13 protein-coding genes are annotated in these 15,189 nt (G+C 61.9%); all 13 read right to left on the reverse strand.

Translation table 11 applies throughout. From position 1 onward, the window contains the following. Positions 1 to 39 precede the first annotated feature (39 nt). On the reverse strand, positions 40 to 1,038 hold the full coding sequence (gene rfaD / locus U0029_RS10945) for an ADP-glyceromanno-heptose 6-epimerase (RefSeq protein WP_012417040.1): 999 nt from the start codon (positions 1,036 to 1,038) through the stop codon (positions 40 to 42). Continuing rightward, positions 1,035 to 1,976, reverse strand: a complete 942-nt coding sequence (gene rfaE1, locus U0029_RS10950) for a D-glycero-beta-D-manno-heptose-7-phosphate kinase (protein WP_114851886.1) — start codon at positions 1,974 to 1,976, stop codon at positions 1,035 to 1,037. Before rfaE1 ends, rfaD begins: the two co-directional genes overlap by 4 nt. Then, entirely contained in the window at positions 1,973 to 3,202 is a 1,230-nt protein-coding gene (lapB, locus tag U0029_RS10955; protein ID WP_039051650.1) for a lipopolysaccharide assembly protein LapB, read from the reverse strand. Before lapB ends, rfaE1 begins: the two co-directional genes overlap by 4 nt. A 34-nt stretch (positions 3,203 to 3,236) precedes the next feature. Continuing rightward, positions 3,237 to 3,545 (reverse strand): LapA family protein, encoded by a 309-nt coding sequence (locus tag U0029_RS10960; RefSeq protein ID WP_012417037.1) that lies wholly within the window; start codon positions 3,543 to 3,545, stop codon positions 3,237 to 3,239. Positions 3,546 to 3,709: 164 nt separating this feature from the next. Then, entirely contained in the window at positions 3,710 to 4,069 is a 360-nt protein-coding gene (locus U0029_RS10965; protein ID WP_039051685.1) for an integration host factor subunit beta, read from the reverse strand. Between the two features lie 2 nt (positions 4,070 to 4,071). Further along, positions 4,072 to 5,784 carry a 30S ribosomal protein S1 gene (gene rpsA, locus U0029_RS10970; RefSeq protein WP_012417035.1) on the reverse strand — a complete coding sequence of 571 codons (1,713 nt, stop codon included), beginning with the start codon at positions 5,782 to 5,784 and terminating at the stop codon, positions 4,072 to 4,074. Between the two features lie 258 nt (positions 5,785 to 6,042). Continuing rightward, positions 6,043 to 6,711, reverse strand: coding sequence for a (d)CMP kinase (cmk, locus tag U0029_RS10975; RefSeq protein WP_114851885.1), 669 nt, complete (start codon positions 6,709 to 6,711; stop codon positions 6,043 to 6,045). An 18-nt stretch (positions 6,712 to 6,729) separates the two neighbouring features. Beyond that, positions 6,730 to 8,049 carry a 3-phosphoshikimate 1-carboxyvinyltransferase gene (gene aroA / locus U0029_RS10980; protein ID WP_114851884.1) on the reverse strand — a complete coding sequence of 440 codons (1,320 nt, stop codon included), beginning with the start codon at positions 8,047 to 8,049 and terminating at the stop codon, positions 6,730 to 6,732. After that, positions 8,049 to 8,942 (reverse strand): prephenate dehydrogenase, encoded by an 894-nt coding sequence (locus tag U0029_RS10985; RefSeq protein WP_114851883.1) that lies wholly within the window; start codon positions 8,940 to 8,942, stop codon positions 8,049 to 8,051. The genes aroA and U0029_RS10985 overlap by 1 nt, the downstream gene beginning before the upstream one ends. Beyond that, positions 8,939 to 10,060, reverse strand: a complete 1,122-nt coding sequence (gene hisC / locus U0029_RS10990; protein ID WP_012417031.1) for a histidinol-phosphate transaminase — start codon at positions 10,058 to 10,060, stop codon at positions 8,939 to 8,941. The genes U0029_RS10985 and hisC overlap by 4 nt, the downstream gene beginning before the upstream one ends. A 19-nt stretch (positions 10,061 to 10,079) precedes the next feature. Then, on the reverse strand, positions 10,080 to 11,162 hold the full coding sequence (gene pheA / locus U0029_RS10995; RefSeq protein ID WP_012417030.1) for a prephenate dehydratase: 1,083 nt from the start codon (positions 11,160 to 11,162) through the stop codon (positions 10,080 to 10,082). Continuing rightward, positions 11,155 to 12,285: a 3-phosphoserine/phosphohydroxythreonine transaminase gene (gene serC, locus U0029_RS11000; RefSeq protein ID WP_012417029.1), complete on the reverse strand. Its 1,131-nt coding sequence runs from the start codon at positions 12,283 to 12,285 to the stop codon at positions 11,155 to 11,157. Before serC ends, pheA begins: the two co-directional genes overlap by 8 nt. Before the next feature lie 7 nt (positions 12,286 to 12,292). Beyond that, positions 12,293 to 14,944: a DNA gyrase subunit A gene (gene gyrA / locus U0029_RS11005; protein ID WP_114851882.1), complete on the reverse strand. Its 2,652-nt coding sequence runs from the start codon at positions 14,942 to 14,944 to the stop codon at positions 12,293 to 12,295. Between the last annotated feature and the right edge of the window lie 245 nt (positions 14,945 to 15,189).

Below are 15,189 nucleotides of genomic sequence, written 5' to 3' on the forward strand. Positions count from 1 at the left end.
CAAGGGCCCGTCAGTTCGATTTTTTGCCTCAGCGTAAAACTACGCCAGTGACTTGCGCGACCGCCAGTAGCGCACGTACTCGCTTACGCCTGTCTGCACATCACGCATGACGGCCGTATAGCCGGCCGCGCGCAAAGCATCGACATTGGCCTGGGTAAAGCTCTGATAGCGCCCCTTAAGGTCATCCGGAAAGGGGATGTAGCGGATCAGGCCCTGGCTCACGAGCTCGTCCAAGGACAAGGGTGCCTCGCCCTGCTCCGCCCGCAAGGTATTGACGACGGCAGCAGCCACGTCATTGAAAGGCTGCGCACGGCCCGTGCCGCAATTGAAGATCCCCGATGTGCCCGGATGATCGAGAAAGTGCAGGTTCACATCGACGACATCTTCCACCGAAATGAAATCGCGGCTTTGACCGCCATCCGCGTAGCCGTCCCAGCCTGAGAACAGGCGCACATGCCCCTCAGCCAGGAATTGGTTCATATTGTGGAACGCAACCGAGGCCATACGGCCCTTGTGCTGCTCATGCGGGCCATAGACATTGAAGTAACGCAGGCCCACGACCTGGGCAGTCAACTTGTCCATGCGGGTGCGCAGCACCTGATCAAACAGCAGCTTGGAATAGCCGTAAACGTTCAAAGGGCCTTCGTTGGCCGGATCTTCGACATAGACAGTCGATGCGCCATAGACTGCCGCCGACGACGCATAGATCAGGGGCACGCGATTCGCCTGGCAATATTCGAACCATTCCAGCGTCACGCGGTAATTGTTGTCCATCATGTACTGGCCATTGCGCTCGGTGGTGTCCGAGCAGGCCCCTTGATGCAGCACGGCCCGCACGCGCGGAAACTGGCCCGCCTTGAGCAGCGCACGCGCGTCTTCGTGATGCATATAGTCGGCAATGCGGCAATCGACCAGATTGCGGAATTTATCGCCTTCGGTCAGATCATCAATCGCGATGATGTCGTAAATGCCCCGGCGGTTCAGGCCGCGTACCAGATTGCTGCCAATAAAGCCGGCTGCGCCCGTCACAACAATCATATTGCTTCTCCTGCAAGTTCAGCGCCAGTCACCACCGAGGTGCCCAGCTTGCCGACGACGATGCCGCCAGCACGATTGGCCCAGCTCATCGCATCCGCCCAGTCCAGGCCGGTGGCCCGCATGACGGCCAGTGTGGCAAGCACCGTATCGCCGGCACCCGACACGTCGAATACTTCGTGCGCCTGTGCATCCACATGCTGGCGGCCGTCCTGCGTGAACAAGGTCATGCCCTGCTCGGAGCGCGTCACCAGCAAGGCCTCCAGATCGAGATCCTGGCGCAGGGCCTGCGCGCGCTGATCGAGCTGCGCTTCGCTGGACCAGCGGCCCACCGCCTGCTGCATTTCAGCACGATTAGGCGTCACCAGCGTGGCGCCCCGGTAGCGGGAATAGTCGTCGCCCTTGGGATCGACCAAGACCGGCACCTGGCGGGCTCGCGCCAGGGCGATCAAGCCCTCGACGCGGGCCAGCGCACCCTTGGCATAATCGGAAAGCACCAGCACATCACAGTCGGACAAGGCGGCTGCCAGCGCGGCATCCACGCCTTCGAGTATGGCCTGGCCCGGCTCCTCTTCGAAATCGATGCGCAGCAATTGCTGTTGACGGCCCAACACCCGCATTTTTAAGGTGGTATGACGATCCGGATCGGTAACGAGCCGCGTATGCACTCCGGCCTCGGACGCCAACACAGCAATGCGCCCACCCGCCTCATCAGCGCCAACCACCCCGATCAGGGTAGCCTGAGCGCCAAGCGCGGCGATGTTACGTGCGACGTTGGCGGCGCCACCCAGACGGTCTTCTCGTCGGGCTACGCGCACCACGGGTACCGGCGCCTCGGGGGAAATACGCTCGACCTCACCGAACCAATAACGGTCCAGCATGACATCGCCGACGACGAGCACGCGAGCACGCGCGACAGCTTGCGCGGGAAAAGTCATCATTCAAGTTCTTCCAAACGGCGTGGCGTATAGGTTTCCCAGGCATTGCAGCCCGGGCATTGCCAATAGAAGCGGCGTGCCTGAAAACCGCAGCTGCGGCAGGCATACCGGTCAAGGCGTTGTGTATGTTTGTGGATCAGACTGCGCAGCAGCGTCATGTCCGCGCCCGGCACGGGGCTGCTCGGTGCGCCGGCGACGGCCGGAGCCGCCAATTCAGCCTCGAGCAAGCGGTCCAGACCCAATAGAGAGGGATGGTGACGCAGCGCCTCACGGGCAAAGGCCCAGGCCGGTCCGCTGCCCTGCTGTGCCCGCAACTCGCGAAATACCACATTGAAGAGGTCTAGCGAGGCATGACGTTCGTATTGCGCGCGCAAATGCGCCAGGCCTTGCACGGCCTCTCCTGCCTGCCGATAATTGTTCAGCAACTGCTCGGCCACCAGGCCGGCGTACTCGGGCGCTTCCGCCAGAATGCCTTCGAGATAAAGACGCTCGCGCTTGCTATCGCTTTCCAGCGCAGCCAGGCGCGCACGCAGCATCGAGGTGCGTACCTTGGAGCCTCGGCTCATCGAGCCGCCGTGGCCCGTCGCAGCGGCCGCATGATCTGCCGCATCGAGCGCAGCCAAGGCGCTTTCGATATCGGCGGGCTTTGCGCTCAGCGCAGCCTGCGCCTGCTCACAGTAGTAGTGCACCAGTTGCGGCACCGGCTCGTCAACCAAGCCCTGCAAGGTTTTGACCGCCTCGATAGCGCGCGGCCAATCATGCTCGGATTCATAAATGCGAATCAGCGAACGCAGCGCGGGCAGGGCGTAACGGGTGTCGGTGTCTTTGAGCTGCTCGAAAGCCGCCTCGGCCCGGTCCAGCATGCCCGCCTTGAGAAAATCCTGCGCCAGTTCATGTTGCGCGTGCTCACGTTCCGCCTGTGGCAGGTCGGAGCGGCTCAAGAGGCTTTGGTGCACACGGATGGCGCGCTCCATTTCGCCGCGACGGCGGAACAGACTGCCCAGGGCGAAATGCAATTCGGTCGTTTCAGGGTCTAATTTGGCGACTTCGACAAAGGCGTCGATCGCACGGTCCGGCTGCTCATTCAGCAGGAAATTCAAGCCACGAAAATAAGAATCCGGCAAGGTACGTGTTTCACGCAGCATCTGCCGGAAGTCAAAGCGCGCCGCCAACCAGCCCAGGGCGAACAGCACCGGGACGAAAATCAGCCACCAGGGTTCAAAATCCACAGTTCAGACTCTTGCGATCCAGTGAAAAACCGCTTTACAGCGGCGACATCGGCGCGACCGCTTCGGGCGCGACAGGCGTTTGCGTACCAGACGCCTGCAGGCGTTCAACTTCGCGGCGCAGGCGTTGTGCTTCGCGGCGACGTCGCATCGACGCAGGCACCGTCAGCAATAAACCGAAAACCGCGCCCAAAACAAAAGTCGCCAGCATGACCACGATAAGCGGCACATCTTGCAGCACATGATCCGCGTAGAACTTGACCGCGACCGGTTCCGTGTTCTTTAGCGCGAACATCAATACAGCGATAAAAACGAGCAATCGCAGGGCCCAGACAAGGTAGCGCATGGCGCGTGCTCCATGATATGTAAGACTTTTGATTGTAAGCGCAAGCGGGACCGAATCCGTGGCCCATGTGGGGCTTTTGTCAGGTTTACCTTCCGACAGCGGCAAAGACAAAGCCCCTTGAGACGGAACTGACCTCAAGGGGCTTTGCGTCGGGCACTACGACATCAATGCATTGCGTGCATATCCATCTCAGCCTGCAACGGGTCTGACGATTCGTTAGAAGAATCGCCACCCGCTTCGTTACCTGCCAGATCCACGCGCTCTCGCAACTCTTTACCTGCCTTGAAATGCGGCACCTGCTTACCAGGCACCAACACTTGCTCGCCAGACTTGGGGTTGCGTCCCACGCGGGGTGACCGCTGCGACAAGGAAAAGCTGCCAAAACCGCGGATCTCGATGCGCTGACCCGAGGCCAGGGCCTGGGTCATGGCATCAAGAACGGTCTTGACGGCCAGATCGGTGTCGCGGGCGGCCAGCTGGGGATAGCGGGCCGACAGAGCGGCGATCAGCTCCGACTTGGTCACGTTCAACCGTCGTTGCGCTGTTGGTCCAGCTTGGCCTTCAGCAGCGCGCCCAGGTTCGTCGTACCCGACGAGGCGCTGGCTTCGGACATGCGCTGGATGGTTTCAGCCGTTTCGGCGTTGTCCCGGGCCTTGATCGACAACTGAATCGAACGCGCCTTGCGGTCGATGTTGATGATCATGGCTTCGACGTTGTCGCCAACGTTCAGCACGGTAGTGGCGTCTTCAACACGGCCCGAGGAGATCTCGGAAGCGCGCAGATAACCCTCGACGTCGACGGACAGGGTCACGACAGCGCCCTTGGCTTCGACCTGCTTGATCGTGCCAGGAACCACAGCGCCCTTGTCGTAGGTGGCGACGAAGTTGTTGAACGGATCGCCTTCGAGCTGCTTGATGCCCAGGGAGATGCGTTCCTTCTCGGTGTCGATACCCAGAACCACGGCTTCGATTTCGTCGCCCTTCTTGAAGTTGCGAACGGCTTCTTCGCCGGTTTCCGTCCACGACAGATCGGACAGGTGGACCAGGCCGTCGATGCCGCCAGGCAGACCGACAAACACGCCGAAGTCGGTGATCGACTTGATAGCGCCGCGCACCTTGTCGCCGCGCTTGAAGTTCGTGGCGAACTCTTCCCACGGATTCTGACGGCACTGCTTCATGCCCAGCGAGATACGGCGACGGTCTTCGTCGATCTCGAGAACCATGACTTCGACTTCTTCGCCCAGGGTGACAACCTTGCGCGGGTCCACGTTCTTGTTGGTCCAGTCCATTTCGGAGACGTGCACCAGACCTTCGATGCCGGCTTCGACCTCAACGAAGGCGCCGTAGTCGGTCAGGTTGGTCACCTTGCCGAACAGACGGGTGCCTTGCGGGTAGCGGCGAGCCAGACCCACCCACGGATCTTCGCCCAGTTGCTTGACGCCCAGCGACACGCGGCTCTTTTCCTGGTCGAACTTGAGGACCTTGGCTTCGACTTCCTGACCCACTTGCAGGACTTCGGAGGGGTGACGCACACGGCGCCAGGCCATGTCGGTGATGTGCAGCAGGCCGTCGATGCCGCCCAGATCCACGAACGCGCCGTAGTCGGTGATGTTCTTGACCACGCCCTTGACCACAGCACCTTCGTGCAGGGTTTCGAGCAGCTTCTGACGCTCTTCGCCCATGCTGGCTTCCAGCACTTGGCGGCGCGACAGCACAACGTTGTTGCGCTTGCGGTCGAGCTTGATGACCTTGAACTCGAGGGTCTTGCCCTCGTAGGGGGTGGTGTCCTTGACAGGACGCAGGTCGACCAGCGAACCCGGCAGGAAGGCGCGGATGCCGTTGGTCATGACGGTCAGACCGCCCTTGACCTTGCCCGTGATGGTGCCGGTAACCAGCTCGCCATTTTCCAGGGCCTTTTCCAGTTGCAGCCAGGCCGACAGGCGCTTGGCGCGGTCACGCGACAGGATGGTGTCGCCGTAGCCGTTTTCCAGCGAGTCGATCGCCACCGAGACGAAATCGCCGGGTTGTACTTCGAGTTCACCCTGGTCGTTCAGGAACTCTTCCAGGGGGATCAGCGCCTCGGACTTCAGGCCAGCGTTCACGACCACGAAATTGTGGTCAACGCGAACGACTTCGGCGCTGATGACCTCGCCGGACTTCATGTCCTGGCTCTTGAGGCTCTCGGCAAACAGGTCGGCAAAGTTCTCACCGCCGAAGGCGGAAGTGGAAACGGAAGACATTAGGTTAATAATCCATTAGGCCAAAATGGCCGTTGCTACACACCGCGACGGCTTGCCCGCCGCAGTGGAGTCAAAAAACCTGCCGGTTGGCGCCGCCCTTGCGGGGTGACCCGTGTGAGCGTACACATAGGCCGGCAGGGCCTGAAAACAACGTCCCGAAAAACGTTGCGCACTACATTTCGCAGATTACCCTCTTACCCACCTGATAGTGGCCGTGGCGCTAATACCGCCCCAGACCAAGCCGGCGCACGGCACCGGTCAATGACGCCAGTGCTCAAGCACCGCCGCCACAGTCTGCTCGACTGTCAGGTTAGAAGAATCCAGCACTTTTGCGTCTGCCGCCGGCGCCAAAGGCGCCACAGCGCGCTGCGTATCGCGCGCATCGCGCTCTCGCATATCCCGCAAAAGCTCATCAAGATTAGCAGAAATACCCTTATCGATCAACTGCTTATACCGCCTCTGCGCCCGGGCTTCGACACTGGCGACGAGAAATATCTTTAGTGAGGCGTCGGGGAATACCACGGTGCCCATATCGCGGCCGTCCGCCACCAGGCCGGGCGGCAGGCGAAAAGCCCGCTGCCGATCGAGAAGTGCCTGACGCACGGCAGGATAAGCCGCCACGCGAGAGGCATAATTGCCCACGTGTTCCCGGCGGATTTCATGCCCGGCATCCACGCCCTGCAAGTACACATGCGGGCCATCGAAACGGACATCAAGCGCCTGGGCAACGGCGGCCACTGCGCTCTCGTCTTGCGCCGCCACGCCTGCGTTGAGCGCGGCCAGCGCAGTAAGCCGGTAGAGCGCCCCGCTATCCAGAACCGCAAACCCCAGTTTCTTGGCCACACGATGGGCGATCGTGCCCTTGCCCGAGGCGGTCGGGCCATCAATGGTGATCACCGGCGCGGAGCCGGCAGCATCAGAGCTCATGAAATATCCGTCCAGGGCTCAGGCGCTGACCAGGCCCGCATACACGTCAAAATAATCCGGGAAGGTCTTGCTGACGCAGCCCGGGTCAAGAATACGCACCGCCGCAGGCCCGAAGGCGGCCAGCGAAAAGCACATGGCCATCCGGTGGTCGTCCCAGGTGCCGATATGCGCATCACGCCAATCACTGTCGGCAGGCGGCGTCAGCGACAGCCAATCCGGCCCGCTTTCGACCTTGGCCCCCAGTTTAGCCAGCTCCGTGTGCATCGCGTGAATGCGATCGGTTTCTTTGACACGCCAGCTGCCGATATTGCGCAAACGGCAGGGGCCGTCGGCAAACAAGGCCATCGTGGCGGCCGTCATCGCCGCATCGGGAATCAGATTGAAGTCGGCGTCAAACGCCTTAATCCGCCCCCCCTCGGCCACGGCCTGGCCGCTGGCCTCGATCCAGTCACTGCCTTTGGTGATGTTCGCGCCCATCGCAGCCAGCGTATCCGCAAAGGCGGTGTCGCCCTGAATACTCTGCTCACCCACGCCCGTGACACGGACCGGACCGCCCCCCAGAACACCCAAGGCCAGCAGATAGGAGGCTGTGGAAGCATCTCCTTCGACGGCGATGCTTCCAGGGCTGCGGTAACGCGCATCGCCCTCGATGGTGAAAGCACGCCAGCCATCACGCACCACATTGACACCGTAGCGCGCCATAAGATTGAGCGTGATCTCGATATACGGCTTGGAAATCAGCTCGCCGATCACCTCGATGGTGACCGGGCGGCCGCTGGCGCCAGCCTCGATGGGCGCGGCCAAAAGCAATGCCGTGAGAAATTGGCTTGACACCGAACCCTGCACCCGCACCCGGTCTGCACGGATGTCTCCCCGGCCGATATGCAGGGGCGGATAGCCCGCTTGACCCAGATAATCAATGCGGGCGCCCCAGGCACGCAGCGCATCGACCAGATCGCCGATCGGGCGCTCGTGCATGCGCGGCACACCAGAGAGACGATAGTCGCCACCCATCAGGGCCAGCGCGGCAGTCAGGGGACGGAAGGCCGTTCCGGCATTGCCCAAAAACAGTTCCGCCTTTTCGGCGAGGAAACGGCGGGCGCCTTCGACCGCCACCCTGCCCTGCCCGAGATCCGTTACGGCCACGCCCAGCTGCCGCAAAGCCGCAAGCATCACCCGGGTGTCATCGGAATCAAGCAGGCCGCTGATTTCGGTACGGCCCTCAGCCAGCGCGGCAATCAGCAGCACACGATTGGAAATACTCTTGGAGCCCGGCAGCGCGGCAAGGCCGCGCGCCTGGCGGATATGAGGCAAATCCAGATAGGCCAATGCATTCATCAGGAAGACTCCTTGCGCCAGGCCCGCCGCGCCAATGCGGCATCCTGCAGCCATTGCTGCAAGCCCGCGCCATCAGCGGCTAGCAAAGCGGCTTCGGTTCGGTCCAGCACGGCGCGCAGCGCCGTCAGCTCGGCCAGCATGGCCGAACGGTTAGACAGGAAAATATCGCGCCACATTTCGGGCGAGCCTGCGGCAATGCGGGTGAAATCGCGAAAACCCGAGCCCGCGAGCGCCAGGCGCGTCGCGGCGTCGTCCGCCTCGCACACCTGCGCCATATAAACGGCCGACAGGAAGTGCGGCAAGTGGCTCACAGAAGCCAGCACACTGTCATGCGCCTCTGGCGTCATCTCGAGCACCATCGCGCCGCAAACCTCCCAGGCAGCGCGCACCAGCGCCACGGCATCAGCAGCATTCTCGGCTAGCGGGGTGAGAATCACCTTGCGGCCGGCATACAGGCTCGCATCGGCAGCATCGGGACCGGTGCGCTCAGCGCCAGCGATAGGATGCCCCGGCACGAAAGCGCCGATATGATCACCCAAGGCCGCACGCGCAGCATCCACGACTTCGGCCTTGGTGCTGCCGCCATCGGTAATCACGGTCGTAGCGCGCAGATGATCGCGCATGCGTGCGAGCATCGGCCCCAGGCTGCCGACCGGCGTCGCCAACATGATGAGGTCGGCCTGGGCAGCGGCGATCTCCGGGCTGACAATATCGTCGATCAAGCCCAGATGCTTGGCCTGCGCCAGCGAATCAGGATTACGGCCCACGCCCAGCACACGCCCGACCTGACCGGCCTGACGCAAGGCTGCCGCGAAAGAGCCCCCAATCAATCCCACACCCACCACCGCCAGAACAGGAATCAACGCCTGCTGTGCGGTCGGGGAGGCGCTCATGCCGACAAAATCTCAGTCAGGGCAGCGATAAAGCGCTCGTTCTCGGCAGGCAGGCCAATCGAGACACGCAAGCACTCGGGCAGGCCGTCGCCCGCCACCGGACGCACGATGACGCCGCGCTTGAGCAGTTCGAGGTTGATGCGCGGCGCATCTCCCACATGCACCAGCACAAAGTTGCCATAGCTCGGCACATAAGACAGCCCGAGCTTATCGAAGGCCGCGCAAAGCTGTGCTTTGCCTGCCTTGTTGGTGGCGTAGGCATTTTGCAAAAACTCGGCATCGCCCAACGCCGCGATCGCGGCCGCCTGAGCCAGCGTATTGACGTTGAAGGGCTGGCGCACGCGGTTGAGCAGATCAGTAAGCGCCGGCTGCGCGAGCGCAAAGCCCACGCGCAATCCCGCCAGGCCATAGGCTTTAGAAAACGTGCGCGAAACGATCAGGTTGGGAAAACGGCGCACTAATTCGACGCTGTCGAAACGGTGCTCGGGATCGAGGTATTCGTTATAGGCCTCATCCAACACCACGGTCACACGCTCGCCGTGCGCCTGAGCCACCTGCTCAAGAAAACGCGCAATCGCCGCGCCCGGCGCGAAAGTGCCCGTCGGATTGTTGGGATTGGCGATGAACACCACCCGCGTCTCTTCATCGATGGCCGCGAACATCGCGTCCAGATCGTGGCCGTACGCCTGGGCGGGCACCATAATGTGCCGCGCGCCGCGCGCCTGCGTGGCCAAGCGGTAAACCACGAAAGAATGCTGGGCATAGACCGCCGCGCGGCCCGGCGCCAGCAGCGCCAGCGCGACAATTTCCAGGATGTCGTTCGACCCGTTACCCAAGGTGATCCAGTTCGCCGGCACGCCATACCGCGCAGACAGCGCCGCCTTCAGATCGAAGCCGGCCGGATCAGGATAGCGCGCCAACGCGCCCGCCGCGGCCAGCATGGCCTGGCGGGCCGACTCCGGCATGCCCAAAGGGTTTTCGTTGGATGCCAGCTTGATGATGCTGGCCGGGTCCAGGCCAAATTCGCGGGCCAGTTCTTCGATGGGCTTGCCAGCCTGGTACGGGGCGATGGCGCCCACATGAGCAGGCGCGGCGAGGGTTTTGTTTGCTTGGGTCATGGTGACGGCGGAACCGGGCTTATTGCGCGGGATAGGAGCCAAGAATCTTGAAAAAGGCGGCCTGCTGGGCCAGTGCGGCGAAGGCTGCGGCCACATTGCTGTCCTTCTGGTGGCCGAGGCAATCGATATAGAAGTAGTACTCCCACTGCCCGGTGCGCGCCGGGCGCGACTCAAAGCGCGTCATCGACACACCATTGACTGCCAGCGGCGACAACATATCGTAGACCGCGCCGGCACGATTAGGCACAGCCAGAATCAAACTGGTTTTGTCCCGTCCGCTGGGCAAGGGCTCGATGTGGCCGATGGCGACGAACCGGGTGCGGTTTTGCGCGTCATCCTGGATACCCGCGGCAACGATGCCCAGCTTCCAGGGCTGCGCCGCAACCTCACCGGCAATGGCGGCCACGGAGGGATCGCCGGCCGCAACCCGGGCAGCCTCGGAATTGCTGGCCGCCGCCACCCGCTTAAGGTCAGGATAATGGCGGTTCAACCAACCCTGGCACTGCGCCAGCGCCTGAGGATGCGCGGAAATGGTTTGCACCCCTTCCATCGTGCCGGACTGCGACATCAAGCAATGACGGATCAATAGCGAACGCTCGCCCATGATCTTGAGCGGCGTGTTCAGCAACAGATCCAGGTTGCGGTTGACGGCGCCTTCCGTGGAGTTCTCGACCGGCACCATCCCCACATCGGCCTGGCCGCTCTCGATGGCGCGAAACACCTCATCGAACGAAGCGCAGGGCAATTGCGTAACCGAATGGCCAAACTGCTCCAGCGCAGCCTGCTCGGAGAAGGAACCTTGCGGCCCGAGGTAGGCCACGGTCATGCCGCGCTCCAAGCCCCGGCAGGCCGACATGATTTCAGTCCAGACGGCAGCGACCGCGTCATTGGGAAAGGGGCCGAGGTTGCTCTGCTGCAAGCCTCGGATGACCTCGGCTTCGCGCTCAGGGCGCAGCACCGGGCCGTCCGCATGCGCCGCATGCTTGACCTCGCCGACTTCCTGAGCCGTGCGCGCCCGCTGACCGAGAAGCTCAAGAATCTGCCTGTCAAGGGCATCAATGCGGTCGCGCAGCGGCCGCAGCTTGGCCTGCAAATCATCCATGGAGACGCTCGAATTCCTTCAGGTAATCAACCAGAGCCTGCACGCCTGCCAGCGGCATGGCGTTGTAAATCGATGCGCGCATCCCGCCCACGCTCTTGTGGCCCTTGAGCGCCAACAGACCCGCGGCCTCAGCCCCCTTCAAGAAGGCGTCATTGAGCGACTCGTCATGCAGCACGAAGGGGACGTTCATGCGCGAACGCACTGCCGGATGCACCGGGTTGCGATAAAACCCGCTGGCATCGAGATAACCGTAAAGCAGATCGGCCTTGGCCTTGTTGGCGGCCTCCAGCCCTTGCACCCCGCCCTGCGCCTTAACCCACTTATAGACCAGACCCGCGACATAAATAGCGAAGGTCGGCGGCGTGTTGTAGCGCGAGTGCTCAGCAGCCACATTGGCGTAATCGAAGGCTGATGGGCAGATGGACAACGCCTTGCCCAGCAAATCGCGGCGCGCAATGACCACCGTCACGCCAGCGGGGCCAGCGTTCTTCTGTGCGCCGGCAAACAGCAGGCCGGTACGCGTGACATCGAGCGGACGCGACAGAAAATGCGAGGAAGCATCCACCACCAAGGGCACATCCGGTGCGCCGAACGCGGCCAGATCAGGCCATTCGGTGAACTCGACGCCACCGATGGTCTCATTGCTGCACAGGTGCAGATAGGCAGCCTCGGGACGCACCCGCCAATCGCTCAGGGGCGGCACCCAGGTAAAGGGGCGCTGCTCATGCCCATCGATATTGACCGCCTGCGCGCTCGATGCCGCAATCTGCGCGTCACCATAACGGCCCGCTTCCTTGTGCGAACGGGTAGACCAATGACCCGTCACCACGAAATCCGCAGCCGGTAAACCGCGCCGGCCGATCAGATTCATCGGGACGATGGCGTTCTCGCCCAGACCGCCCCCCTGCATGAACATGATGGCGTAATCCGCCGGCACATTCATGAGTTCACGCAGGTCCGCTTCGGCTTCGTCACAGATCTGCACGAACTGGCGTCCGCGGTGACTCATTTCCATCACCGACATGCCGCTGCCGTGCCAATCCAGCATCTCCGCCGCAGCCTGCTGCAACACCGACTCGGGCAGGGCCGAAGGTCCAGCCGAGAAATTCCAGGGGCGCGCCATCTCTTGCTTACTCCGTAGGTTCTTCAGTCGATTCAGCGACGCCGTCGGCACCGTCCGAGCCATCCGCAGCGTCGGCCGCCTCGTCATCATCGGCATCGCTTTCCGCCACGCGGCGCACACCCGACAACGAACTGCCATCGTCGACACTGATGAGGGTCACCCCTTGCGTGGCGCGGCCCATTTCGCGGATCTCGCTCACGCGGGTGCGCACCAGAACGCCGCCGGTGGTGATCAGCATGATTTCATCGCTCGGGTTGACCAGCACGGCACCCACGACACGGCCGTTGCGCGAGCTGGTCTGGATGGCGATCATGCCCTTGGTGCCACGGCCATGACGGGTGTATTCGGCGATAGACGTGCGCTTGCCATAACCGTTTTCGGTCGCGGTGAGCACACTCTGGCTTTCATCGCCCGCCACCAGCAGCGCGATCACGCTCTGGCTGTCTTCGAGCATCATCCCGCGCACACCGCGCGCCGCGCGGCCCATGGGGCGAACGTCGTTCTCGTCAAAGCGCACGGCCTTGCCGGAATCCGAGAAGAGCATGACATCGTGCTTGCCATCGGTCAGATCGGCGCCGATGAGGTAATCGCCCTCGTCCAGATCGACCGCGATGATGCCGGCCTTACGCGGATTGGAGAAGTCAGACAGCGCTGTCTTCTTGACGGTGCCGCGCGAGGTCGCCATGAACACGTAGTGGTCGTCACTGAACTCCTTGACCGGCAGCACCACGGTGATCTTCTCGCCGTCCGCCAGCGGGAACATATTGACGATAGGCTTGCCGCGCGAATTGCGCGTGCCCTGCGGAACCTCCCAGACCTTAAGCCAATAGACCCGGCCACGGTTGGAGAAGCACAGCAGATAGTCGTGCGTATTGGCAATAAAGAGCTGATCGACCCAGTCGTTTTCTTTCATCTGGGTCGCCTGCTTGCCACGCCCGCCGCGTTTTTGCGAGCGGTATTCCGACAAGGGCTGGCTCTTGATATAGCCGCCATGGGACATCGTCACGACCATGTCCATCGGCGTAATCAGATCCTCGGTGTCCAACTCGGTAGCGTTGAGCTCGATCTCGGAGCGGCGGCTATCCTTGGCCCCAGTCGAGAACTCCGCCTTGATGGCCTGGAGCTCTTCTCCGATGATGGTCGTAATGCGTTCCGGGCGGGCGAGAATATCGAGCAGATCGGCAATGGTGTCCATCACGTCCTTGTACTCGCCGATGATCTTGTCCTGCTCCAGGCCGGTCAGGCGCTGCAAGCGCATGTTCAGGATTTCCTGAGCCTGCGTTTCCGACAAGCGGTATTGGCCGTCGCCCTGCAAACCGAAACCCTCGGGCAGATCTTCCGGGCGGAAAGCCTGGCGGCCGCCGACCACATCGCCGTCGGCACGCGCCAGCATTTCACGCACCAGGGAAGAATCCCAATTGCGCGCCATCAATTCCTGACGCGCCACGGGCGGCGTCGGCGCAGCCTTGATGATAGCGATGAAGTCGTCGATATTTGCCAGCGCAACCGCCAGGCCTTCCAGCACATGGCCGCGCTCACGGGCCTTGCGCAACTGGAACACCGTGCGGCGCGTCACGACTTCGCGGCGATGCTGCAAGAAATAGGAGATCAGTTGCTTGAGGTTGAGCAGGCGCGGCTGGCCATCGACCAGCGCCACCAGATTCATCCCGAAGGTGTCCTGCAACTGCGTGTTCTTGTACAGATTATTGAGCACGACCTCAGGCACTTCACCGCGCTTGAGTTCGATGACCAGACGCATGCCATCTTTATCCGACTCGTCGCGAATGTCGGAGATGCCTTCGATCTTCTTCTCGTTGACCAACTCGGCGATACGCTCTTGCAAGGTCTTCTTGTTGACCTGATAAGGGATGGCGTCGACCACGATGGCCTGACGGTTGCCCTTGTCCATGTCTTCGAAATGCGTCTTGGCGCGCATGATGACGCGCCCGCGGCCGGTGCGATAGCCTTCGCGCACGCCCACCATGCCGTAGATGATGCCGCCCGTGGGGAAATCCGGAGCCGGAATAATCTCCAGCAACTCATCGATCGTGCACTCGGGGTTGCGCAGGCAGTACAGACAGCCTTCCACCACTTCGCCGAGATTGTGCGGCGGAATATTGGTGGCCATGCCCACCGCGATCCCCGAACTGCCATTCACCAACAGATTGGGCAGGCGCGAGGGCAGCAACAGCGGCTCTTGCTCGCTGCCATCATAGTTGGGCCCGAAATCGACGGTTTCCTGATCGATATCGGCAAGCAACTCGTGCGCAATCTTGGCTAGGCGAATTTCGGTGTATCGCATGGCGGCGGCGTTATCGCCGTCGATAGAGCCGAAGTTGCCCTGCCCGTCCACTAGCATGTAGCGCATGGAGAAGTCCTGCGCCATGCGAACAATGGTGTCGTACACGGACTGATCGCCGTGAGGGTGGTATTTACCGATGACGTCACCGACGATACGCGCGGACTTCTTGTAAGCGCGATTCCAATCGTTGTTCAACTCGTGCATCGCGTAGAGCACGCGCCGGTGCACGGGCTTCAAGCCGTCTCGCACATCCGGTAGCGCCCGTCCAACGATCACGCTCATTGCGTAATCGAGGTAGCTGCGGCGCATCTCTTCTTCCAGCGATACCGGAAGCGTCTCCTTGGCAAAGGAATCCATATATATAGCGACAGAATCGTGTGTAAGGAGGAACCCGGGCCGGGTAAACGGTAAATTCTAACATTCGATTGCAGCGGCACCCGGATTGATGGCCGAGGCAGCCGATGATCGATGACAAGCGGGCTGAGCGGCTCGACAATCCCGCACCTGTTGCCAAAAACCAACACGAATACTGCATAGGGGACCAAATGCTCATATCCTTGGGCCACGGGCCGGCTTAAGAGGAGCCAAAGGTTCCCAAATGC

This window comes from Bordetella avium (genome assembly GCF_034424645.1).
Classification (GTDB): Bacteria; Pseudomonadota; Gammaproteobacteria; order Burkholderiales; family Burkholderiaceae_B; genus Bordetella; species Bordetella avium.

Bases quoted from the DNA above. Each gene is read 5' to 3' on its own strand.
- rfaD (WP_012417040.1), bottom strand. From the start codon at position 1,038: ATGATTGTTGTGACGGGCGCAGCCGGCTTTATTGGCAGCAATCTGGTA.
- rfaE1 (WP_114851886.1), bottom strand. From the start codon at position 1,976: ATGATGACTTTTCCCGCGCAAGCTGTCGCGCGTGCTCGCGTGCTCGTC.
- U0029_RS10960 (WP_012417037.1), bottom strand. From the start codon at position 3,545: ATGCGCTACCTTGTCTGGGCCCTGCGATTGCTCGTTTTTATCGCTGTA.
- rpsA (WP_012417035.1), bottom strand. From the start codon at position 5,784: ATGTCTTCCGTTTCCACTTCCGCCTTCGGCGGTGAGAACTTTGCCGAC.
- cmk (WP_114851885.1), bottom strand. From the start codon at position 6,711: ATGAGCTCTGATGCTGCCGGCTCCGCGCCGGTGATCACCATTGATGGC.
- aroA (WP_114851884.1), bottom strand. From the start codon at position 8,049: ATGAATGCATTGGCCTATCTGGATTTGCCTCATATCCGCCAGGCGCGC.
- U0029_RS10985 (WP_114851883.1), bottom strand. From the start codon at position 8,942: ATGAGCGCCTCCCCGACCGCACAGCAGGCGTTGATTCCTGTTCTGGCG.
- hisC (WP_012417031.1), bottom strand. From the start codon at position 10,060: ATGACCCAAGCAAACAAAACCCTCGCCGCGCCTGCTCATGTGGGCGCC.
- pheA (WP_012417030.1), bottom strand. From the start codon at position 11,162: ATGGATGATTTGCAGGCCAAGCTGCGGCCGCTGCGCGACCGCATTGAT.
- serC (WP_012417029.1), bottom strand. From the start codon at position 12,285: ATGGCGCGCCCCTGGAATTTCTCGGCTGGACCTTCGGCCCTGCCCGAG.
- gyrA (WP_114851882.1), bottom strand. From the start codon at position 14,944: ATGGATTCCTTTGCCAAGGAGACGCTTCCGGTATCGCTGGAAGAAGAG.